Origin of the sequence: Paenibacillus sp. IITD108 (assembly GCF_036541265.1) — a bacterium.
Taxonomy (GTDB): Bacteria; Bacillota; Bacilli; order Paenibacillales; family Paenibacillaceae; genus Pristimantibacillus.
The window spans coordinates 134,867-157,500 of sequence record NZ_JAZHCT010000014.1; the positions used below are offsets into that span (position 1 = coordinate 134,867).

The 22,634-nt window shown below is 48.2% G+C and carries 18 protein-coding genes; 5 read left to right on the forward strand and 13 right to left on the reverse strand.

Going from position 1 to position 22,634, the window contains the following annotated elements:
• The first annotated feature begins 1 nt into the window (after position 1).
• The 5 genes from V1L65_RS14315 (at position 2) to V1L65_RS14335 (ending at position 6,149) form a co-directional block, all read left to right on the forward strand.
• Positions 2-1,687, forward strand: coding sequence for a response regulator transcription factor (locus V1L65_RS14315; RefSeq protein ID WP_331699860.1), 1,686 nt, complete (start codon positions 2-4; stop codon positions 1,685-1,687).
• A 127-nt stretch (positions 1,688-1,814) separates the two neighbouring features.
• Positions 1,815-3,527, forward strand: a complete 1,713-nt coding sequence (locus V1L65_RS14320; RefSeq protein WP_331699861.1) for an extracellular solute-binding protein — start codon at positions 1,815-1,817, stop codon at positions 3,525-3,527.
• Between the two features lie 127 nt (positions 3,528-3,654).
• Positions 3,655-4,563, forward strand: a complete 909-nt coding sequence (locus tag V1L65_RS14325) for an ABC transporter permease (RefSeq protein ID WP_331699862.1) — start codon at positions 3,655-3,657, stop codon at positions 4,561-4,563.
• An 18-nt stretch (positions 4,564-4,581) separates the two neighbouring features.
• On the forward strand, positions 4,582-5,466 hold the full coding sequence (locus V1L65_RS14330) for a carbohydrate ABC transporter permease (protein ID WP_331699863.1): 885 nt from the start codon (positions 4,582-4,584) through the stop codon (positions 5,464-5,466).
• 398 nt (positions 5,467-5,864) lie between these two features.
• Positions 5,865-6,149 carry a hypothetical protein gene (locus V1L65_RS14335; protein WP_331699864.1) on the forward strand — a complete coding sequence of 95 codons (285 nt, stop codon included), beginning with the start codon at positions 5,865-5,867 and terminating at the stop codon, positions 6,147-6,149.
• A 370-nt stretch (positions 6,150-6,519) separates the two neighbouring features.
• Here V1L65_RS14335 and V1L65_RS14340 read toward each other — a convergent pair whose 3' ends face one another.
• The 13 genes from V1L65_RS14340 to V1L65_RS14400 all read right to left on the reverse strand — a co-directional run bounded on the left by V1L65_RS14340 (position 6,520) and on the right by V1L65_RS14400 (position 22,505).
• Positions 6,520-7,083, reverse strand: a complete 564-nt coding sequence (locus V1L65_RS14340) for a DUF4256 domain-containing protein (protein ID WP_331699886.1) — start codon at positions 7,081-7,083, stop codon at positions 6,520-6,522.
• Between the two features lie 112 nt (positions 7,084-7,195).
• A complete protein-coding gene (locus V1L65_RS14345; RefSeq protein WP_331699865.1) occupies positions 7,196-7,915 on the reverse strand; it encodes a hypothetical protein in 720 nt (239 codons plus the stop codon).
• Positions 7,916-8,089: 174 nt separating this feature from the next.
• Positions 8,090-10,285, reverse strand: a complete 2,196-nt coding sequence (locus V1L65_RS14350) for a TIM-barrel domain-containing protein (RefSeq protein WP_331699866.1) — start codon at positions 10,283-10,285, stop codon at positions 8,090-8,092.
• Complete coding sequence (locus tag V1L65_RS14355) at positions 10,272-11,261, reverse strand: Gfo/Idh/MocA family protein (protein ID WP_331699867.1); 990 nt, start codon at positions 11,259-11,261, stop codon at positions 10,272-10,274. Before V1L65_RS14355 ends, V1L65_RS14350 begins: the two co-directional genes overlap by 14 nt.
• A gap of 154 nt (positions 11,262-11,415) precedes the next feature.
• Positions 11,416-11,793 (reverse strand): cupin domain-containing protein, encoded by a 378-nt coding sequence (locus V1L65_RS14360; RefSeq protein ID WP_331699868.1) that lies wholly within the window; start codon positions 11,791-11,793, stop codon positions 11,416-11,418.
• 103 nt (positions 11,794-11,896) lie between these two features.
• Positions 11,897-12,901: an aldo/keto reductase gene (locus tag V1L65_RS14365; RefSeq protein ID WP_331699869.1), complete on the reverse strand. Its 1,005-nt coding sequence runs from the start codon at positions 12,899-12,901 to the stop codon at positions 11,897-11,899.
• A gap of 19 nt (positions 12,902-12,920) precedes the next feature.
• Positions 12,921-13,934, reverse strand: coding sequence for a glycoside hydrolase family protein (locus tag V1L65_RS14370; RefSeq protein ID WP_331699870.1), 1,014 nt, complete (start codon positions 13,932-13,934; stop codon positions 12,921-12,923).
• A 71-nt stretch (positions 13,935-14,005) separates the two neighbouring features.
• The gene (locus tag V1L65_RS14375; RefSeq protein WP_331699871.1) at positions 14,006-15,136 is read right to left on the reverse strand and encodes a glycoside hydrolase family 88 protein; all 1,131 of its coding nucleotides are present in this window, start codon (positions 15,134-15,136) and stop codon (positions 14,006-14,008) included.
• A gap of 23 nt (positions 15,137-15,159) precedes the next feature.
• Positions 15,160-16,035, reverse strand: a complete 876-nt coding sequence (locus tag V1L65_RS14380; RefSeq protein ID WP_331699872.1) for a carbohydrate ABC transporter permease — start codon at positions 16,033-16,035, stop codon at positions 15,160-15,162.
• Positions 16,036-16,047: 12 nt separating this feature from the next.
• Complete coding sequence (locus V1L65_RS14385) at positions 16,048-17,001, reverse strand: ABC transporter permease (protein WP_331699873.1); 954 nt, start codon at positions 16,999-17,001, stop codon at positions 16,048-16,050.
• 83 nt (positions 17,002-17,084) lie between these two features.
• Positions 17,085-18,770 carry an extracellular solute-binding protein gene (locus V1L65_RS14390; protein WP_331699874.1) on the reverse strand — a complete coding sequence of 562 codons (1,686 nt, stop codon included), beginning with the start codon at positions 18,768-18,770 and terminating at the stop codon, positions 17,085-17,087.
• 174 nt (positions 18,771-18,944) lie between these two features.
• Positions 18,945-21,299 (reverse strand): AraC family transcriptional regulator, encoded by a 2,355-nt coding sequence (locus V1L65_RS14395; RefSeq protein WP_331699875.1) that lies wholly within the window; start codon positions 21,297-21,299, stop codon positions 18,945-18,947.
• A gap of 21 nt (positions 21,300-21,320) precedes the next feature.
• Complete coding sequence (locus V1L65_RS14400) at positions 21,321-22,505, reverse strand: polysaccharide lyase 6 family protein (RefSeq protein WP_331699876.1); 1,185 nt, start codon at positions 22,503-22,505, stop codon at positions 21,321-21,323.
• Between the last annotated feature and the right edge of the window lie 129 nt (positions 22,506-22,634).

Sequence of the window (22,634 nt, forward strand, 5' to 3'; positions counted from 1 at the left end):
GATGTTTAGAATGCTAATTGTAGATGACGTTTCCATTATCGTTGATAGCTTGTTTGATCTATTCGATGAGCTCCCGCATCTAGAGTTGGAATTATATAAAGCGTATTCTGCAGTGGAAGCCCTGAAAATATTAAAAAGAACAAAAATCGACCTCGTTCTGACCGATATTAAAATGCCGGAAATGACTGGGTTGGACATGCTTGGACAAATTCGCAAACAATGGCCTAGATGTAAAGTGATCTTTCTTACAAGCTACAATGATTTCAATTATGTTCAAGAGGCAATCGCGAGCGGAGGATTTGATTACTTGCTCAAGACCGAAGGTGATCCGGCGATTATTCATTCCGTTGAGAAGGCTATTGCCGCGATGAAAGAAGAAACAGCGATCGATCATTTAATTGATCGGACCCAGCAGCAGCTGCGGGCTTCTCTGCCCGCTTTGCAAAAGGAGTATTTATGGGAGCTCGCACAAGGCAAAACGATGTCGGCTGGCTCACTGAAATCGGCTTTTGAAGATATGGGTATTCCATTATCCGTAACGAGCCCCGTGTTCCTGCTGATCGGCCGAATCGACAGCTGGAAACAGGCAACGACACCTTCGGACAAAGCCCTGCTGCTCTATGCGATTCATAATATTGTCCATGAGTATTTATCCTCCATGGTTCGATTAATTCACATCCCCTTCGAACAATCGAAAATAATATGGTTTATTCAGCCGCTTGATGACCATCAGGCTGATCATCCGGAAATTGCCGAAGCAACACAGCGCACGTTTCAGTTTCTTCATGGTACGCTCGAATCGATCCAAGCTTCCTTCAAAGATAAACTGCAGCTTACGGTATCTTTTATGCTAAGCAAGACGCCAACTCCTTGGCTGCATGCCGCTGACCGATTTCAGCAAATGAAAACCACGATGAGCTGGGGGCTCGGATTGCGCAGCGGAATGCTATTAACTGACCCCGGTCCCGAATTCGAACTAGACGGACTTCAGAATGATCCGGGAATTGTCGCTGGCAGAGGAATTCCATTCAGTCATATAGGCGCTATGTCGCACTTTCTGGATAATAATCAAAAAAACGAATATTTCGAACTGTTTGATGCGACTATGCGAGTTTTAGCCGAGGAGGCCTCTACGATCCAAGAGCGGCTAGCTGTGTATTATGGTTTGTCGTCTATCTTTTTGATGTATATTAATCAGCGGGGATTACCTATAAATGTGGATGAACGAGCAGAGTTGCGGCTAGATCGGCTATCCGGAAAGCCTGAACAGGAAGACTGGCCAGAGACAGCCAACTATTTGAGAAAGCTGGCGGAATGGATTTTCGAGCATAAGAAAGAAGAACAATCAGACCAGGCGCAGGCAATCGTATTCAAGATCCACAGTTATATCGAAGCTAACCTGTATGGGGATATTTCACTGACCCGATTGGCAGATTTGGTAAACCTGAATCCCTCCTATTTATCGCGTTTGTACAAAGAAATTACCGGCAGAGTGCTCTCTGATCATATATCAGAAGTCCGGATTCAAACCGCGGTTCGACTTCTGCGCGAGAATGTGCTGAAGGTGCATGAAATTGCTACAGTGCTAGGTTATAACTCTACTTTTGCCTTTACGCGATTTTTCAAGAGCCATATGCACATGGTGCCTCAGGAATACAGACAGTCTCTTGATTTGCGGCCAAAGTAAATAAGTGTTGCGCCTATGTCAAAACTAGTGTCTGGAACGCGAAAAGCCGGCACCCTTAATATAAAGATACAGGAAAAAGCCGCTAATCCTGTATAAAACAAACATGTGTGAGAGGGGAATGAGCAGGTTGAAAACAAGCAAATTATGGGCAGCAGTGCTTGTATGTACACTGATGTTGTCTGCTTGCAGCACGGCGAATAACAGTGTAAATCCCACAGGGGAAAAACAGACAGGACAAGTGCAGGAGGGGACAAATAAGGCAACGCCTCAACCGGAAAATGAAGGAGAGATCGATCCGCTGGGTAAATATGATCCCCCGATTGAAATTTCAACAGTCGTGGGCACTAATCCGAGTCTAATCTTTAATCCGGGTGAAGATATAGACAATAACAGCGTCTATAAATCCTATGAAGAAGATTTGGGCATCAAACTGAAAAACAAATGGGCTGTGGACAGTTCACAGTATGAATCCAAAATAAAAATTACGATTGCCTCTAATGATCTGCCTGATTTTATGATGGTTACAGGCGCCGATTTGGATCAATTGATCGAATCGGATATGATTATGGATTTAAGCGAATTGTACGAGAAATATGCAACTCCAGAAACGAAGAAGTTTTTAACTGCCGACGGTGGAGCGCAGCTCGATTCAGCCAAATCGAATGGAAAGCTGATGGCCATACCTAAAACCGATGCGCCTTATGTCAATGCACAAATGTTATACGTCCGTAAAGACTGGTTGAAAAAACTAGACTTGCCGGAGCCGAAAACGATGGAGGACGTGTTACGAATTGCCGAAGCGTTTACAACTATGGATCCAGACGGGAATAACAAAAACGATACGATCGGCATTTCTGTACAAAAAAACTTTAATACCGGCGGCGACCAATCCCTGCTCGGCATCTTTAACGGCTATCATGCTTATCCAGGCACATGGATCAAAAAACCGTCCGGTGATGTTGAGTACGGCGGCATTCAGCCAGAGGTAAAAACCGCATTGCTGCAATTGCAAAACATGTTCAAGGCCGGACAGTTGGATAAAGAGTTTATTGTAAAAGACAGTGCCAAAGCTGCCGAGCGGATCGTGTCGAATCAGGCCGGAATGACATTTGGTCCATTTTGGATGGGATCCTATCCCCTTATGTCAGGTGCAGTGAAAGATGGAAAAGTCGTTCAAGATTGGGGCGTGTATCCGCTTCCTTTCATAGATAATCAGCCAGCACTAAATCCTATCGAGCTCGGTGTTACCGGGTATTACGTCGTATCCAAAAAGGCTAAAAATCCGGAAGCCGTAATTAAATTATTGAATCGCTGGGTATTGGCTCTGACAAGGAATGATAAGGAATTAGATGCTAAGCGGTATACAGAAGGGACGCTGACAGACAAGCATCAGGCATACTATACAATGAATCCAGTTTTTGTTAATGGCATGGACACGCAAATTCGGGCCGGTGAATTGCTTCCTAAGGCAATCAGCTCCAAAGATCCTTCCAATCTGCTAAATGGCCAAATGGACGGATACAATGACGCCTTAGCCTTTGCAGCAGGTGATGTTACCAAGTATGGCGCTCATATGGCGTTTACAGAAGGCGGCACTCAGCAAATGCTCTATAAATACTTTCAAGCAGACGGTTACTTGTTGAATGCTTACACAGGACCACAGACTCCTACGATGGCTGGACGCTGGTCGACCTTGGCTACGAAAGAATTCGAAGTATTCTCTAAAATCATCACAAATGGCGCTTCTATTGATGAGTTTGACAAATTCGTTGAACAATGGCACTCGCTAGGCGGTGCTGAAATAACGAAAGAAATAAATGAAAAGCTAAGTGCAAAATAAGCTATGAAAGGGGATGCCCTCGTGTATCCCCCTTTCTTGTATTTCTACAAGAAACCGTACGTCCTTAGTAAAGGGCGCGCAGTGTTTCTTCTTGACAGGAGCAAATAAAGTAAGGAAGTGGTATTAGATGCTTGAGAGAGCGAGATGGAGATGGAAACAGCAACTGCCGCTGCAGCTCATGGTATTACCTGCGATCATAATCGTCTTTATATATGGGTATTTGCCATTAGCCGGCTTGACGATGGCTTTCCAAAAGTTTAATCCCGCTAAAGGCTTTTTCTATTCTACTTGGATTGGCCTAGAAAACTACAGGTTTGTATTGTCCATGCCGGATACTTATCGCGTTATTTTCAATACGATATATATCGCATCGATGAAGATGGTTGTTGGGTTTATAACGCCTATTGTATTCGCTCTTTTGTTAAATGAGGTGCGAAATATGTTGGTCAAAAGGGCGTTCCAAACGATGGTTTATTTACCGCATTTTTTATCGTGGGTTATTTTGGCCGGTATATTGACCGATATTCTTTCCCCTTCTAACGGAATCATTAACCAATTTTTAGGTATTTTCGGAGTAGAACCTATTTTCTTTTTGGCTAGCAATGACTGGTTTCCCTTTATTCTAGTTCTATCGGATGTCTGGAAGGAATTCGGCTTCGGAACAATCATTTATTTGGCGGCGCTAACGAGCATCGATCCTTCTCTTTATGAAGCATCTGATATAGACGGTGCGAACAGATGGAGACAAACCTGGCATATTTCGCTGCCCGGCATGGCTCCAATCATCGTCGTTATCGGCACCTTGAGTCTTGGTAATATATTGAATGCCGGTTTTGAGCAAATTTTCAACTTATATAATCCACTTGTTTATGAAAGTGGAGATGTTATCGACACACTTGTCTATCGTATTGGGTTAGAGCAGGCACAATATGGGCTCGCAGCAGCAGTAGGGTTATTTAAATCGATTGTAAGCCTTGTACTTACAACTGTTGCATATTTTCTTGCTTATCGATTTGCAAATTATCGGATTTTTTAAAAAAGAGTGGTGGTTAATTTGAATAAAACTTTAGATTGGAAAAGTATATTGTTTCGCAGGGCGAATCTCGTATTTTTATTTTTCACTTCTCTACTTTGTCTGTTTCCCATTGTTCATATTCTGTCGATCTCACTAAGCTCATCCAGCGCAGCGGCAAGCGGAAAAGTTCTGTTATGGCCTGTACAATTTACGCTCGCTTCGTATGAATATGTATTTACACAAAAACCGTTTCTTACGGCGTTCGGCATTTCCCTAAAGCGTGTATTGCTTGGGACAGCCATTAATTTCGTATTAATTGTATTGACTGCTTACCCGCTTTCCAAAGACAATCACGTGTTTCTTGGCAGAACAATAGTAGCCTGGTATTTTGTATTTGTCGGCTTTTTTGGAGCTGGTTTGATTCCTTTCTACATGGTGGTGAAATCAACAGGACTGATCGATACGATCTGGGCGCTAATACTGCCAGGTGCTGTTCCTGTTACGAGTGTCATTCTGGTCATGCACTTCTTTCGGGGATTGCCGAAGGAGATTGAGGAGTCAGCTACGATCGACGGTGCGGGACAGCTCAAAATATTATGGTCGCTCTTTTTACCGTTGTCACTGCCTGTACTTGTTACTGTTACCTTATTTACAATTGTAGGACATTGGAACAACTGGTTCGACGGCTTAATATTTATGAATAGCACAGACAAATATCCGCTGCAAACTTTTTTGCAGTCTCTGATCATTAAAAAGGATTTACGCTTCTCATCTGTTCAGGAAGCAGAAGCGATGCTATTAGTATCGGACAGAACGGTTCATTCTGCTCAAATTTTCGTGGCTGCCTTCCCAATTCTGATTGTTTATCCCTTTATGCAAAAATATTTTCTGAAAGGCATTATAGTGGGCAGCGTGAAAGGGTAACTCCCCTTTCTATTGGTAAGATAAATTAATACACCTTCAAGAGAAGTGAAATGCCCCGGTGTACTACACCGCCACCTGAAAAAGAACCAAATGCAAATGCCTTTAAGTGGTACTCTGCCCTGACTGATTGCACAAAACATAACCTCGTATTACATTATGTTAAGTCAACAAAAAAGAGGGGGTCCCCCCCTCTTTACTGTTTCCGCTAATACATCTCCGATATAATTATCGTTCCGTACTAAAAGTTAACAACACTCCACATGTGTCATATGAGGAAACATTCATAAATTCTTCACTATAAAAGCTTCCCTTCTCATGTAAATCAAACCTCATTTTTGACATCGGTTCTTTCATTTCAGTAAAAGAACATTCTAAGCTAGCTTTGCTGATATCAGGCCGTGCAATACGCAAAGCTCTTGCATCTGCTTCTCTCCAAAAGCGATGAAAGCTCGCCGCATAGTGGCGCAGAGCTTGTTGCCCGCAAAGCAAAGCATCTGGTCGTTATGGGCGGCGCCTTTCCAGAAGGCAAAGAATGGAACTTCGAGATGCATCCCGAAGCGGCGGTATATGTATGTGAGCATTGGCCAACCTCCATCACGTTTACTGGCTACGAGATCGGTGCCGCCTTCCTTACCGGCAGCAAGCTGTTATTCGAAGTGCCAGCGGACCACCCGGTGCGATAGAGCTACGCCTCGTAATTGGGAGAAGAGCGGACGCGCCCAAGCTGAATGCTTTAATTGTTCACAATAGTCAGATGCGTTATCGCACCTATCAAGCGGTCAATAATGACCCTTAGAACCAAAATTTAAATATATCCGCTGTTCTCACGGACAATAGTGACCGTTAGAAGAAAATTTCCGGGTTTTCTCCGAGATTTCCCCCGCTTACGGACATTAATGTCCGTAAGAAAGTGAAATTTTCGAATAATCGACGCTAACGGTCAATAATGTCCGATTGACTAGTTTAAATGATCACAATGTACGTATAAACATGCTACGTTCCTGCGATTGTGAGTTCAACAAGGCGCAGTACACCTCGCTGTCTGCGCAAAATTCAAACTTTCAGTGAACCGCGGAATCCCCTAGCTCCATAATAGGAATCCGCACCATTATGATACACGAATACTTGGCCATAGCGATAATCAGCAAAAATAGCACCGCCGAGCTTTCTAATCTCAGCAGGTGTTTTAATCCAGCTCGATGTTTTCATATCAAAATTTCCAAGCTTCTGCAGCTCTCTGTATTGTTCTTCCGTTAAAATCTCAATGCCCATATCAGCCGCCATATTTATAGCGCTATTTTCTGGTTTATGCTGCTTTCTTGCCTCCAGCGCCGCATGGTCATAACAAATACTTCTACGCCCTTTAGGGCTTTCCGCTGAACAATCATAAAAAATATATTCGCCCGTCGCATTATCATAATCAACAACATCGGGCTCACCGCCAGTACTTTCCATTTCATGGAGAGACCACAGTTTTTCATGACTAGCTTCCAGCTTTTCTTGTACTTTAGCCCATTCTATTCCTTCATGACGGTTCATGTTTTTCTCAAAACGGGCCTTCAATGCTTTGAGCAATACTTCACGCTGTTCTGGTGATATCTCCTTGTTAGTTGTCATCAAGGACACCCCTCTTAAATTATTCGAGCAGCTGACTGTCAGGATTAGTTGAATATCAATCTTCAATCAACCCTCGAGTCACTCTACTCTTTGACATAATGATATTTTAACTTTATTCCGTTATCTTTTCAAAGACTGGTGTTACAAGATAAAACCCATCCTCACTCAATTGCATGATGAAGTCAGTATCTCCTGCAAAAATCAAAATATTATTCCCTTTATCCCTTATTTCTTTAAAATAGACGTGTCCATTTTCGTAATATAAAATTTCACTTTTATCATCATAAACAAATTTTTCAGCAAGTACTTCTTTGTTGAATAAAGAATGCCGATTCAATGTACGACCATCTAGCTCAATACTAAAAATCTGGATGCCTGTAATATTGGAAACTCTGTAATCAGTTGCATACACGTAGTAAAGATGCTCGTCTCTTTTTATTATTTCTTCAATTCGCATGCTTCCCTTACTGCCGAGCATTTTAGTTTGATTGTTATGTACCACAACATGATAGCTTTCACGTCCACTGGAACCGTAAAATTCCGGATTTTCGATATATTGAATAACTCTTAGATTATCTGCTTCAAAAACAGAAATATAATTCGATAATGCTTCTATCTCTTTAATAGTAATCTGCGGATTTTTACTTACACTTTCGGCCAATGCGTTCATGATATCCGCTTTCTCGGAATCCTTTACTTCCCCTTTATCCCACTTGCTGAATAGTGTTTGAATATTTATAGCTTGCTCTTTTTCTTGATTAGAATTGAAATAAAAATATACCCCTATTGCGCTTATGCAAATGAAAAGAATGACCGCTAAAGTTTTTTTCATTTTTTGAAAAACAAATCCTCTCATTATATTTTCCAAAATAAACAGGCAGGAATCTATTATCTAGCATACCAAAAATGGAATAAATAAACAAAAGCACCCTATCAAGAGACTTTTTTAAATTGTCTACTTGATAGGGTACACTTTATAGATCCACGAAGGACTTTTCATTTGAGACTACTCAGTATGTTCTAGCAAGCTCGTTTGGCGCAGATGCCATACCACGCTGCTGTAGGACGGAGGCAGCTCTCCTTCACCTTCCAACCGGCCGCGCAGCTTTCCAGTTTTATCGAGTTCAACAGAGGCGCGCCACCAGTTTCCATCGCCGCCATGCTCATAATCGAATGTCTCGCCATCATCATCATAGAGCATGCACATCCCCGGCACTTCGCCAAAATGGAACAGATGCAGCTCCGTCTTCGCACCATTCGCCGGCACATGCGGCAGCGGCGGCATCATTGGGATAACCGCACCCTCCCTGACAAATACCGGAATACGCTCGATACCGGGAACCACGCGATTAATTCCTCCGCCGATATGGCGTATGCCGGACTCCAGACCGTACCATACGCCCTCCGGCAATAGCACATCCCGCTCCGTCTCACCTTCAACAAGCGGAGCAACAACCATATCGTTGCCATACATATATTGATCGTCCCATTCCAGCGCCTTACGTTTGCCGTACGCTCCTGCAACCGTGTCCAGCGTGTCTACAGCAGCTTCATGCTCACCTGCTGCGCTGCGGGCCTCTATGTCGGCAAGCTGGGCAGGTGAAAGCTCGAAGCTCATGGCGCGAATCGGCGGGAGCCCTTTCTCCCGATATTCTGCAAATGCGGTGTAAAGATAGGGAAGCAGCCGCATCCTCAATTGGATGTAATGGCGCACAATCCCTTCTACCTCGGGGAAACTCCAAGGCTTCGTGCCATCCCCCCATGCGTTCAGCATCGCAAGCGGAGAAAAACATACGGTTTGCATTCGCCTCACCCAGTCCTCGGCATTGCGCGCCTTTCGGACCTCTGGTGTCCAGAGCAGGCCGCAATAAGAGGCGTTGCTAAGAGCCCTGATGAACTGCTTATGGTCGTACAAGTCGGAATAAAGCGCATAGGGCAGAGATGAAGCCCCAGCGCCGGAAGCCCGAACAAGTCCGTACGTCCTTCGATTTTCGGCGCGGTAAAGATCATAGGTCATTTTCTGGAACATCAGGCCATAGAGCTGGCGCATACTTTCGCCGTCAAGGCCGGAAGGGAAACGGGCATGGGACGGGAACATCCAAGCATTATTCGTAAGCTCGCTGCCATCGCATTCATCCAGCTTGTAGCCGGCTACGCCGAGCGAAACATGTTCACGCAGATGCTGCTCCTTGTACACTTCCCTTGCTTCGGGCAGCGCATAGTCGGGAACAATGCCGCCCCATACCGTATGGGAGCCGGACAGCGGAAGAAGCTTCGGGTACATGCCGCTGCTCGGCGATACATAGGGATGCTCCCACAGGTTGACGCGGAAGCCCGCCTCTCCCATACGGCGCACGAATAATTGCGGATCGGGAAAGCGCTCGCCGTCCCATTCGCATGTAACGGGATAGCTTCGGCTATGCCAGCCCGGTTCCAGCCCGATAACGTCGCAAGGTACGCCCCGCTCCCTATATTCCAGCGCCTCCCGCAGCGCCTCCTCAGCGTTGTGGAGCGTAGGCACGCGGTGCCAGAAGCCAAGCCCCCACTTGGGCGGCAGTGCCCCGCCGCCGCAATACAGATTATAGCGCGCCACAGCGTCACGCAATGTCGGTCCGCCGAACACATAAAGAAACGCTCCTTCACTCGGCAGCTTTATCTCCACGCGCGGGGATGGCATCGTCGCCTTCCACTCTGGATCAAGATTGCGGTCCCGTATCCACACCGCATCGGTATCCGCTGCCCGAAGCGTCGAGCCGAGATGCATCGTCACAATGGAGGACGTATCCACCAGTACACCGTAGCCCTTATCGCTAACATAGAAAGGAACGGGAGCATGCGTCTCGCCTGTATCTTGCTTGGGGTCGCTGTTAACGCGAAGATAACGGGTCCTGCCTCGTTGATTGGAGCGCATCAGCTGCAAGCCTGTGCCATACAGCTTTTCTTCCCCGTCAAGCGGCAGCACCAGCAGCTTGTCATTGTTTCTGCCACATTCCTCCACAGCAATATCGCTCCAACGTAGCGGCGGTGATATGGGCTCCATCCGTTCAAGCGCTGCCTTGTCCGGCTCGGCTCCGATCAGCGTCAGCGGTGTAACTCCCTCCGGACTGCCAATGCAGCTCCGCCATACGCCGGGCGCCGCCTCCTCCCAGATCAGCGCAGCGTTAGAGGAATTGCATCCGCCCCTCACATTATATTCCCGCATGGCGCATTCCCTCCTTCGCTGGAAGCTCTATTGTCGTTCTCATGCCGCTCTTGGCAGCCATAATCGTATAATGAACAATCGCTTGTGTCCGCAAATAGTCATTGGCACTTGTCTCCGCTTCTCTCCCCTCGGCGAGGGAAGCTAGAAATTCGGTCAGTGCATCGCTCTGGGGCATATCATTGAATTCGGTGATCGCCTTGTACACATCGCCCGAATAAATATGAATGGCGCCTCCCTCCAACAGCAAGGCGCCCGTCGTTCCTTCTATGCGCCAATCTCCGCACCATGGGGTCATTGGCCCTCTGGATGCAATTGTCGCGGAATAATGGACCTGTATGCTTCCTTCCAGCTCGATAATCGCCATTGTCTGAAGCACGGCACCCTCCTCCTGCCAGCCGCCAGACGGATTGAACATGCCTGCTTGAACAGCGATGCCTTCGCGCCCTGTCAAATAACGCAGCAGGTCAAAATGATGAACGCCGATATCGTCAAGCACCGAAACCGCATAGTCGCGCTTCACCCGGTGATATCGCCGGAAAGCAATCTCAACCGCAGACAGCTCCCCGATTACGCCAGAATCCAGCAAGGCCTTCAGCTTGCGGATGTACGGGAAATGCCGATAGTTCTCCGCAATCATAAACGGAATCCCCTCACGTTTCGCCCTTGCTACAATGGCCAACGATTCCGCATAGTCGAACGAAATCGGCTTCTCGCACAGCACCGGCAATCCCCGGTCGAAGGCGGCATTGTTCACCGACGTATGTGCGGCAGGCGAAGTGACATTGACGACAAAATCCGGCCGTATCCCTTCCTCCAGCGCCTCCTCCAACGACGTGTAGAAAGGTATGGCTGCGTCTCTCAGCATCTCTTTTCGGGCCGGATTTTTTTCAACGACAGCCAGTAGATGTCCCATGCTGCGCAATCGCTCATACCAGCCAAGTCCCGCTTCCCCTAGTCCTGCCAAAATAGCTTTCATGCTTGTTCATCTCCTTTTTGCCAATTGTCTCGGAGTTTCCCGCCTCTATACGCACGCAGCTCCCGCCTCCCTCTTCCAAGGGAACACAGGAGCTGCATTGGAGGCGAGCTACAAGCCGCGTTCCGCTTCGAGCTTTGCCCGATTAAGCTGACTATCAAATATTATCGTTCACAGTATGCTGGTCAGGATGGCGTTCTGGACCGGCATGGCACCACAACGCCACAATCGGCTCCTCCATGCTAGAGCAAAGATGGTGATCCTCGCCAGGTTCAATGATGATGATGTCTCCCGTGCGCACCTCATGCCTTATACCATCCACCACCATTACACCGCTGCCTTGCAAAATAATGAATGCTTCCCTGTCGGCATGCACATGATAATCTCTCCCGCCGGGACCATCGTTTGTATGGCTTCGTTCCCCGGGCGCGGCAAATGCAAGCCCACCCGAATAAAGATATTTCCCCGGCAGCAGACTGCCTAGAAAATGTTCTTTTCCCTCTGTCTGCAAATCGTTCAATGAAAGCTTTAGCATTCGCCACTGCCCCCTTTTGTCGCTGCCTTGTCGTTACCTTAACGTTACCTTACCATTGTCTTATCGTTGTCTTGTCGTTGTCGTACCGCTGCCGAGTTGGCTGCTACTCGTCGCCTGCACCCAAAATCCGCTCGATCGCTGCCAATTCTTCGTCTGTGAACGAGGCGTGTTCCAAAAACTTCGCAATATCGTCGATCTGCTCCGCCTTGCTCGCGCCGATCAGCGCGGAGGCGACTCGCCCTTGCCGCAGCACCCAGGCTACCGCCATTTGCGCCAGGCTTTGTCCTCGCAGCAGGGCAAGCTCATTTAGCTTGCGTGACTTATTCAGCCTCTCTTCGGTAATATCCTCGCGACCTAGGAACACACTCGCTCCAGCCGCCCGCGAGTCCGCCGGCACACCATCCAAATAACGGTCCGTCAGCAACCCGCGAGCCAACGGGCTGTAGGCGATCGTGCCGACGCCCGCCTCCTCAAGCACGCTTTGCAGACCCGCTTCAAGTGTCCGTTCGTACATGGAATATTGACATTGATGGATCAGGCAAGGCGTTCCCAGCTCGCGTAATATAGCGATGGCCTCTTGTGCTTGCGCGGCTCCGTAATTCGAAATGCCCACATACAGCGCCTTGCCTTGACGCACCGCCTGGTCAAGTGCCATCATCGTTTCTTCCAGCGGTGTCTCTGCGTCGTATCTATGTGAATAAAAAATATCGACGTAATCCATATCGAGGCGTTTCAGGCTCTGATCGAGGCTTGCCAGCATGCTTTTGCGGGAGCCCCACTCACCGTAAGGCCCGGGCCACATCCGATAGCCAGCTTTAGTAGCTACGATCATCTCATCGCGGTAAGCAGAAAAATCTTTGCGCCATAATTGCCCAAACATTTCTTCGGCAGAGCCGGGCGGCGGCCCGTAATTGTTCGCCAGGTCAAAATGGGTAATGCCGAGGTCAAAAGCACGGCGCAGCATTAACCTGCCATTCTCCACCGCATCCACGCCGCCAAAATTATGCCAAAGCCCCAGCGAAATCGCCGGAAGTTTCATACCGCTTTTGCCGCAGCGGTTATACGTCATTGTCGAATACCGTTCGGCCGACGCTGTATAGTTTTTCATCGATAAGTCCTCCCGTGTCTTATTGCTTTAAAGGGATCACCATGTTCCATGTATCAGAAGCGTCCATAAAACCGTCCGTACCATCAGAGACAGCCGCGAACAGATGGGTGGGCTTTCCGTTCTGGAACAACAGAAACGGCCGCTCCAGATTACCCAGCGTCTGCACCGTGCCGTCATCCCAGCGCACCGTCCGGGAATAGGCTAGCGGCCGTTCTTGCAGGCTCCATTTCAGCCCGTCCGGTGACCCGGCGTATATACCTCCGTATTTTTCGCCGCAAAGTCGCCCTTCCATATCTTTGGCTATCAGTCTGTAGCCATCGGCAGTTTTCCATATGAACGGGTCTTCGATATGAAACATCTCCGGCGGAAACACCGGGTCATCGCTAAGTACCCGGTATGGTCCTTCGTAATGGTCCGCATAGGCAGCGCCAATCATCATATCGCCATGCAGGTTGCCTTCGTACCGGCGCGCTTTATAAATCAGCAGCACAGAACCATCTTCATGGACGCATGGTGCCGGATTGGAGGTTAGAAAGCTGTCGAAGCGTCCCGGACGGGTCGGCAGTATCGGTCCATCTGCCCTGCGCCACGGCCCAAATACGCTGTCCGCGATAGCCAGGCCTACCCGCTTGTTAGCCCGCGCCACAATGCATTGCGGATCGGTTAATCCGAAAGTCTGGGGCGGCTCCGGATCGTCCAGCGGATGGGTCGTACCTGTATAATAGAGCAGATATTTCCCATTATGTTTGACAATATGAGGGTTGTGTGTACAGCGCCCGTCCCAGTATTCCGCCCCTCTTGCCGGAAGCACAACCTCGCGGAACTGGTACGGCCCCTCAGGTGTGTCTGAGTCCGCCCTGACAATTTCTGAGGCCACCATCCAGCCGGGATGCATCGGCAGCGTCTTCGGCCAGCGCGACGCAAACATATGGAATCTGCCGTCCTCGCCCTTCACAACCGAACCGCACCATACCCAATAACCTTCCATCTGGAAGCCGCCGCTGCGCGGAGCCGGGAGCATCTCGTTATACATAACCCGTCTCCCTCCTTTTGTAATTGCTACGAATATGAGTTTTTCTTATCATTCTGTAAGCTTATCCATATTTAAAAAATGTGCCGGTTCCAGCCCTTGCTTTTCGCCAAAGCTTCAATGTAATAATAATCGCCGTAGATCAGCGATACGTTGACGTTCGTGTTGACCGGCTTATGCCCGGTTGCGCCGAGCAGAATGCCTTCGTACTCCGGCTGGTCGAGCGTGCTGTAGTTGTTCGACAATGAGCGAAGGATACGCGTTGCCGCCCGCTGATACAAAAAGGCTTCCTCCGGTTCCACCTGTGATGCTATATCGATCAGACCGGACGCAGCGCAGCTAGCTGCCGAGGTGTCGCGCGGCTCGTTCGTCAAGTTAGCAGCCGCCCGGAAATCCCAATGCGGCACATCGTCTTCCGCCAGCGCGCTGATGAAATAATGCGCCACTCGCTTCGCTGCATTCAGATAGCGTACGTCGCCCGTATAGCGGTAAGCGCAGCTCATCCCGTAGATCGCCCAGGCTTGGCCCCGCGACCAGGAGGATTGCGGCGCAAAGCCCTGACCGCCGTCATAACGCTCCACTTCGCCCGTCTCTGGATCGAAGATAACGATATGATGCACCGAGCCATCGTCGCGAATAAACGTGCGCAGCGCCATATCTGCATGAGCTGTCGCGATATGCTTGAAACGCGGATCGCCGCTTTCCTCGCTCGCCCAGAACAGCAGCGGCAAATTCATCATTGAATCGATGATTGACCACCCTGTCTGGTTGCGCGGCCAGGCCCGAATAAACTGACCAGCCGGATTAAAGCGCCCTGCCAAAAAATTGGCAGCGAACAAGCCGCGCCTCCGCGCCTCCTGGTCGTCAGTCAGCTTGTAGCGAATAACTGAGGTAGGAAGGAACTGAAAACCAACGTCATGATGAAAGTGGTTTTCTCTCAAATAGCACTGCTCCATGCGCTCGTCCCAAGGCTCTGCCGCCTCCCGATAACGCTGCTCACCGGTCATATCGTACATAATCCACAGAATGCCTGGCCAGAAGCCCGAAATCCACTGATCCACCTTGATCTGGTCATATTTGCCGGCTGCCGAAGCATGGGGCGCTTCAGTCCAGCCCGCTTCGATCATATGATCTACTTTAACCTTCACTTGATCCCACCAGACCGACAGCTCAGACTCTTGCAGCTTTATATTCTCATAGCTCATCTCTAAAGTCGACTCCTTCTGTTCTAACCTTTGATAGCCCCGATCAGGGCGCCTTTAACAAAATATTTTTGCAGGAACGGATATACCATAAAAATCGGAATTGTCGCTACCATAATTGTGGCGTACTTCAACGTCTCGCCCAATATAATAATTTCATCCTGGGACGCCCCCTCCGCCATCGAGTTCGCCTCGCCGATAATCAAAATTTCACGTAATATGAGCTGCAGCGGGTACAGCGATCGATCCTGCAGGAAGATCATGGCGTTAAACCACGAGTTCCAGTGGCTTACCCCGTAATACAGACCTACTACGGCAAGCACCGGCTTGCAAAGGGGCAGAAAGATACGGAACAGAATGCTAAAGTCGTTGGCGCCGTCGATCTTGGCCGACTCCTCCAGCGCGTCCGGTACCGCTTCGAACGATGTCCGCATAATAATAAGGTTAAATGCGCTTATTGCCGTAGGAAGAATAAGCGCCCACAGCGTGTTCGTAATGCCCAGGCCTCTGACCAGCAAGTAGAACGGAATCAGTCCGCCGCTGAAAAACATCGTAAAAACGATAAACAGCGTAAGCGGCTTGCGGTACCGCAGCGTTTTTCTGGACAGAGCATAGGCGGCAAAAGAAGTGAGCAGCAAATTAAGTGCCACGCCTGCGATCACAATAAATAACGTGTTGCGGTAACCGAGCAAAATCATCGGATTGCTGAATACCGCTCCATAGGTTTCAAGCGAGAAGCCCAGCGGCTTCCATAAAATGCCCTTATGCGCCATCATCAGCGCTGGTTCGCTGAATGAAGCAAAAGCTACATATAGAATCGGGTACAGTGTTGCAATCATAAGCGCGGTCAGAAACAGCACATTGCACACCCGGAATATTTGTTCACCAAAACTTACTTTCATGCGAACCCTCCTCTACCACAAGCTCGTATTGTTCAACTTCCGGCTTATCCAGTTGGAGCCAATAACAAGCGAGAAGTTAATGACAGAGTTGAACAATCCGACAGCGGAGCTGAAACTAAATTGAAAATCCTGAAGCCCGATCCGGTAAACATACGAAGAAATGACATCCGCTGTCACAAAAGTGGTCGGATTGTACAGCAAAATAATTTTCTCAAAGCCGACGCTCATAATTCGGCCAATATCAAGAATGAGCAGGATAACAAAAACGGGCAGCAATCCAGGCAGAGTAACATGAAGCATCTGCTTCCAGCGTCCGCCCCCGTCGATCTTGCAAGCTTCATATTGCTCAGGATCGATCGCAGACAATGCAGCCAGGTAAATAATCGTGCCCCAGCCTACATGCTGCCATATATTCGAGGAAACAAAGATAGTCCGAAAATAGGATGGTTCCAGCAGCATCGTAATCCGTTCGCCGCCGAAAAATACGATAATGTCGTTGATAACGCCATCGCTGCTTGTAAAATCCTTGATCATGCCGCAAATAATAACGAGCGAGATAAAATGCGGCAAATAAGTGATCGTCTGAACAGCGCGTTTGAACAACGCGTTTTTCACCTCATTGAGCAGCAAGGCAAGAATTAATGGTGCGGGAAAACCGAATAAAAGATCGTATAAGCTGATCAACAGGGTGTTCTTGAGCACTCTCCAAAAATACATGCCGCCAAAAAAGTCTTTGAAATGCTGCAGTCCTACCCATTCGCTGCCCCAGATTCCAATCCGGGGATTAAAATCTTTAAACGCAATGATTGCGCCATACATCGGAAGATACTGAAAAATAATGAAATACGCTAAAACAGGAGTAAGCATGATGTACAAAAACTTGTTTTTAACGACATCCTTCGCAATATTCAGCGGCAGATGTCCGGCATGTGCGACTTTGCTGCGTTCTGGCTTCAACTGAGCCATCTCCTACTCCTCCTATCATATACAGCTTAATCAGCGGAGGAAGGTTGCTGACCTCCCCCGCCCCTTGAAGCCATTGCATCGTATTATCTGTTGTTGTAACGATCCAGTGCGTTTTGGTAAATATTTATTACATCGCGAATGCCCATGTCTTCCAGCTGTTTCACGAAGCTGTCGAACTTGTCTAGCGGCTCGTTGCCCATTACAAATTTAATGAACATTTCTTCCAAATACGTGTTGATTGCCGTCATCGTCTGCGCTACCTTTTTACTCTCATCTACTGTTGGCGTAATAAAGGCAGGTAAAATATGCTTTGCCGCATCGGTCTCCGACCAAATCTTGACTGCATCATCCTGTTGCGGGAACGTGTTAGTCGTTTTTTGCTCATGCATCGGATACGCGCCATTTGGAACCGTATATTGCGCCAGCATCTGCTGCGAGGTGTATTTCTCGTTTTTCACGATCATATCGGTAAATTTCGGCACGCCGTTGTCCAGCGTGTAACTCTCGCCTTCAATGCCAAAATTGTAAATCAAGGTTCCTTGCTCACTGAATGCGAAGTCCAGCCATCTTACGATCGTTTCCAGATTTTTGGCCGATGTCGTCACCGCTGCGCTTGCTTTCGGATTATATTTGAAATCACGCTGTCCAGTGAACGGCTTTTCGCCTGCATTCAATACCGGATAAGGAGCCGCTATAAGATCATAATTCGGATCTTGAGCTTTGCCGGACTCCAGCCATTTGCCCATACCGCCGCCAAGCAGGAAGACCGTTGCACCGGATTCCCCGTTCAGGAGCCGCTTATCAAGCGTGTTGCGCTCGACGATCGGGAAGTCTTTGTCAATCAGCCCTTCCGAATACCACTGGCGGAATAACGTTATAACATCCTTGTATTGCGGATCAAGCGGACCGTAATTTACTTTGCCTTCATCGTTAATATAGAAACCATGCGAAGTTTTATATGCGCCAAAGAACGCATCCTGCAGGTTCATTTTATCTGCGTATAGCGCCGTTAACGGAGCCTTTGCACCTTTCTTCTCTTTAAACGCCGTCAATAAGGTATGCCAGTCATCCACCGTTACCGGTACTTGCATCCCAAGCTCATCCAGCCAGTCTTTGCGCAGCATAGGCCCGCGGAAGACCATCCCTTCAGAGTTGCGCACCATCGGGAAAGCGTAGTATTGGCCGCTGTCGGTTTTCACCATTTTATCCAATTCCGGATCTGCTTCCAGCATTTTCTTCAGATTCGGCGCATATTGGTCGATCAGGTCGTTGAGCGGCACAATAACGCCGTCTGCCATCGCTTTCTCCGGTCCGCCCGGATAAATGCTCCAGTCATACTCCAGTACATCCGGCAGCTTGTTAGAAGCGAGCAGCAAGTTAAACTGCTCTCCCGCTTGCCCGTCCGTCGGATGGATGTATTCGACTTTTACGCCAGTAGCTTCTGCAATCGCTTTTCCAATCGGCGCTTCCGCCAAGTTCGTTGTAAATGTAATTAAGTTGCCGTTGATTGGAGCCCAGTACGAGAAGGTATCTTTTGTATTCAGCGGATAAATGGGCTTATCCTCACCCTCGTTGCTCTTTCCTTCATTGTTGCCAGGAGTGCTCGTATTGCTGGAAGAGCTTGGAGCTGGCTCCGTCTTGTCCTTGCCGCTTGTGCCCCCATTACCGGAGCATGCGGATAATACTAATACGAGTGCCATTACGATTCCAAAAGTGAACTTGTTGAGCTGTTTCCACTTGCTTTTCTTGCCGTTGCTATTTTTTTTCATTGTGACCCTCCATTCTTTTCGTCACGAATTTGTTGGTGTGAATCCGCTCTCATCGTAACGCCGATCCGTCGTCTCTAGCTATTGTTAAAACATAAAATATACTGCAATTTCTCAAAAATATTAGTAGCAAAATCGCTACTTTCCCGCTTTTTCTTGAAAGGAAAAGCCCGAAGGCTACTTCACTTCCCTGTAGCCCCCGGGCGTTATCCCTTCAAACTTTTTGAATATGCGATGGAATGTATTTACATCGTTGTAGCCGACCTTCAACGATATCTCGCTGACCGTATATTTCTCGCCGGTAAGCAGCAATTTAGCCTGCGCCAGTCGCGTCTTGTTAATATAATCGAGCAGAACTTCTCCGGTATGCTCCTTAAACAGCTTGGAAATGTACGATGGCGTCATGGAGAAGGCTTCTCCGATCATCGAAATGTTCAAATTCTCGTCATGGTAGTAATCGTTGACATATTTCATAACTTTGTCTATCAGCGGGTTGCTGCTGTATTCGCGATTGTTGTTAATATAGCTGCACAGAAGCTCCAGCATTTCGTACAGCTGACCTTGCATTTCTTTTACCGTCTGGCATTGCATCAAGCGTTCGATAGCACGTATGCCGTCCGGCACATCCTGCGGCTTGCCCACGATACGAATTTCACCGATTACTTTTTGCAGCGTAGCCATCAGATCGAACATGAGACATTTGGCAGTATGAAAAGAAAACGGCTCCATCGTCACATTTTTCTGGATGATTTCCCCGACGAACGCTTTCGCCTTAACCAGTTGGCCTTCGCGCACGACAGCAATCAGCTGCTGCTCCGCCTTAAGCGGGTAGAAATAACCTGGAGCGCTTCCCTGGCTATCGCCGCCGCCCAGATCTTCGTAATGAATAATCCCTCCGCTGCCAGCGACGATACGGTATTCCATCGCCTCGACCGCCTCCTGAAACGCCTGGAAGATGCCATATTCACCTTCCTGCTGCGCGCTGACGGCAGCGGTCAGCTGCACATGAGCGTGATCGGAGATAAACGACATCGTTTCTGCCGCAATGCGGCTCAGCTCCTTGTGCTGCTCAGTCGGTGACATAAGTTGATGATTGACGATGCAGGCAAGCAATTGCTGATCCAATTCGACCGCATAAGCGTTGGCAGACTTGCGCGCAACCTCCTCGACCACGTTGGCGATCAGGAAGTGCAGCAGGCGTTTGTTATTTACCTGCTCCTCATCCTCCCGATGAAACTTGCCAAAATGCTCGATGTGCAGCAAGATGACAGAATAACCGGCCGACGTAAATCTCAGGTCGTAAGCGGAGAAAGATTCGAGCAGCGGAATATGGCTGTCAAGCTGTCCTTTCAGCAGCCTTTGCAAGAAATGCGATCTGAGCGTATTGTTATGCTGATTCAGCTTGTTATGAAGCTCTTCCTTCTCATGAAAGGTGTTATTCAGTGCATGCTCCAGAAAAGAATATTCATTGGAGCCCCTGTTGAAGGCAACGCCTGATTTGAACGACAAGCTTTGGATCAGCATATGGATCGGCAAATAATTCCGTTTGAGCAGCCAATAGGTTACTCCTCCGCCCATAAGCAGACAAAGTAAAACACTTAAAATGGTTAATTGCTCCACCACATTCATCTTCTGATGGTATACAGCTGCCGGCAGCGTAATCACATATTTCCAGCCGGTAATGGACGAGGTTGTGTAGGAAGCGACAGTCCGGCTTTTAGCTGCCCCGATTTCAAGTCGCCCCGATTCGCCCGGCAGGTCATCGTATTGAACAGCAGGCTCCGTCAGCGGATCACCTGTGGAAGCGATGACCCGATTTTTTTCATCCAAAATAATAATAGTTCCTTCCTCCGGCGCCGTTGCCTGCTCCAGCAGCTTGTTCCGGTCGATCATGAACAACAGGACAGCGCCCGGCTCATTCATAATCGTTGACGTCACATTCCGGGCATACATAACGGTTGGCCGCCATTCATCCGCTTCGGATACGACAACCGAATGATAGTCTTTTATATACCATTGGTTAAAATATTGCTGAAAGGACTGGAAGGGCATATTCTCTTCAAAACGAATAATGTTATACAACTCTTCACCGTTCATGCGGTTGTCGCGTGCAATGACGGTGTCGCTATTATTGTAATAAATGTAGATCCCATTGAGAAAATCGTTGGCAATTTCGTATATTCGCAAATCGTTGGCGATTTGATAGATTTCGTAGTGATCCGAATCGGACAGGGCGGCATCAGCCGTAATGAATGCCGAGATTCGTCTGTTGAGGCTCATCTCGAGGCTAAGACGCTCGATTCCTTTGAACTGGCTGTCGATGGCTTGCTCCATTTGCAGAAGAATAGATTGATTGGCGCGGTTAATTTCGGCCTTTACAACATTCAGCGTTGCGCCATAAATAACACCGCTGATCAGAATCGGCACGAGCAGCACTGAAACATAGGAAAGCATCCAGGTCAGAAATACGCTGCGATTTTTGCGTTGGAGCTGCTTCAGATAGGTTGTCCACCGGTTTCGAGTTTGGGCCATAGTCTCTGCCTCCCATTTATTTTAGTCGGAGTCGGGACCGACGGCTGAGCTTGTCAGAATAGCCGGCCGGCGAATATCCGAAATATTCGCTTTCTCATTGCTGATGTAAACCGCCTGCGATGGGCGGTATTCATGGATAACCGGTTGCTCCTCATCGCCGCACACCCGATTGTAAGCGATTACACATTGTTCGGGTGCATAAGAAGCTCGCTTGCCCAAAGTAATGCCATGCCGGCAATTGACAATTGTATTATTCGACACATAGGCGCGATAAGTGCGCCAATGCTTCCTTAATTCCTCCTGAGTCGGCGCTTCGGGATAGCCGTCCAGCCCTCCATCATAGTTGCCTCCGTCAATGAGCAGGGCATCCAGCGTCAGGTTTTCCATATAATTATCGAAAATATGATGACCGTTGCCATAAATACGGAACCCGCCCATTTCTTCTTTGACACCGTCACCGATAAACACATTGTTGTGGAATTGGTTCCCATGTCCGTGCCGAGCCGTCACTTGACCGGCAGAATTTAGGAAAGTGTTGTAACGAACTGTATTATAGCAGCTTTTGACCGAAATAATCTCAGGCTCTCCGTCGCAATTTTCAAACAGGTTGTACTCGATCGTAATATAGCCGTTCGAAAGAGAGATGCCGGACAAGCCAAGCCGGATTGCCTCAAGTCCATTGACGACGCGCGGACCTATATGATGAAAATAATTGTATGCAATGACATCATACTGTGAAATTTGCTTCCCGTCGCCATCAAAAACGACTAGCGGTCCAGGATCGGCTTTCGGTCCGAACTCATTGCGCTCGATTCGATTCCAGCCGCTGCCGCTTCCTTCAACAGACAGCAGGCTGTATTCTCCTCCGACCTGCCGCGGCTCAAATATATTCCGTGCAATTGTTACATGTCTCGATCCGTCCAGGATGATCGAGTTTCGCCCTTCGACCTGGAATCGCAAGCCCCATACCTCTACATAATCACAGTTCAAGATGTGTATACTCGATTCACCAGCTATGGTCGCTTTTCCTTTATTTTCGGCGCGAATGCTCAATATCGCGGTATCCGATCCCCTTTTTTCTTTAACCATATAATCTTCATTTCGAATGTAAACACCGTCCGCCAATAAAATGGTAGAGCCAGGCTCTGCCCGGTGAAGCGCTGCCGCCAGCTCTTCGCTATTTGATACCCGATAAATAGAAGTCATATTTCCACCTGCTCCCTATAGAATAGGCAGATATCATCTCGTAGGAAGCTGTCGATTAATCGTGAATAGAGCAACAAGTAATTGAAAGGGATGCCACTAGGATCAAGATTGGGATTCCGACCGCTTCCG

What these genes read in the sequence shown, in the direction of transcription:
- V1L65_RS14315 (WP_331699860.1), top strand. Translation starts at nt 2, where the DNA reads ATGTTTAGAATGCTAATTGTAGATGACGTTTCCATTATCGTTGATAGC.
- V1L65_RS14325 (WP_331699862.1), top strand. Translation starts at nt 3,655, where the DNA reads ATGCTTGAGAGAGCGAGATGGAGATGGAAACAGCAACTGCCGCTGCAG.
- V1L65_RS14340 (WP_331699886.1), bottom strand. Translation starts at nt 7,083, where the DNA reads ATGACAACTAACAAGGAGATATCACCAGAACAGCGTGAAGTATTGCTC.
- V1L65_RS14345 (WP_331699865.1), bottom strand. Translation starts at nt 7,915, where the DNA reads ATGAAAAAAACTTTAGCGGTCATTCTTTTCATTTGCATAAGCGCAATA.
- V1L65_RS14350 (WP_331699866.1), bottom strand. Translation starts at nt 10,285, where the DNA reads ATGCGGGAATATAATGTGAGGGGCGGATGCAATTCCTCTAACGCTGCG.
- V1L65_RS14355 (WP_331699867.1), bottom strand. Translation starts at nt 11,261, where the DNA reads ATGAAAGCTATTTTGGCAGGACTAGGGGAAGCGGGACTTGGCTGGTAT.
- V1L65_RS14360 (WP_331699868.1), bottom strand. Translation starts at nt 11,793, where the DNA reads ATGCTAAAGCTTTCATTGAACGATTTGCAGACAGAGGGAAAAGAACAT.
- V1L65_RS14365 (WP_331699869.1), bottom strand. Translation starts at nt 12,901, where the DNA reads ATGAAAAACTATACAGCGTCGGCCGAACGGTATTCGACAATGACGTAT.
- V1L65_RS14370 (WP_331699870.1), bottom strand. Translation starts at nt 13,934, where the DNA reads ATGTATAACGAGATGCTCCCGGCTCCGCGCAGCGGCGGCTTCCAGATG.
- V1L65_RS14375 (WP_331699871.1), bottom strand. Translation starts at nt 15,136, where the DNA reads ATGAGCTATGAGAATATAAAGCTGCAAGAGTCTGAGCTGTCGGTCTGG.
- V1L65_RS14380 (WP_331699872.1), bottom strand. Translation starts at nt 16,035, where the DNA reads ATGAAAGTAAGTTTTGGTGAACAAATATTCCGGGTGTGCAATGTGCTG.
- V1L65_RS14385 (WP_331699873.1), bottom strand. Translation starts at nt 17,001, where the DNA reads ATGGCTCAGTTGAAGCCAGAACGCAGCAAAGTCGCACATGCCGGACAT.
- V1L65_RS14390 (WP_331699874.1), bottom strand. Translation starts at nt 18,770, where the DNA reads ATGAAAAAAAATAGCAACGGCAAGAAAAGCAAGTGGAAACAGCTCAAC.
- V1L65_RS14395 (WP_331699875.1), bottom strand. Translation starts at nt 21,299, where the DNA reads ATGGCCCAAACTCGAAACCGGTGGACAACCTATCTGAAGCAGCTCCAA.
- V1L65_RS14400 (WP_331699876.1), bottom strand. Translation starts at nt 22,505, where the DNA reads ATGACTTCTATTTATCGGGTATCAAATAGCGAAGAGCTGGCGGCAGCG.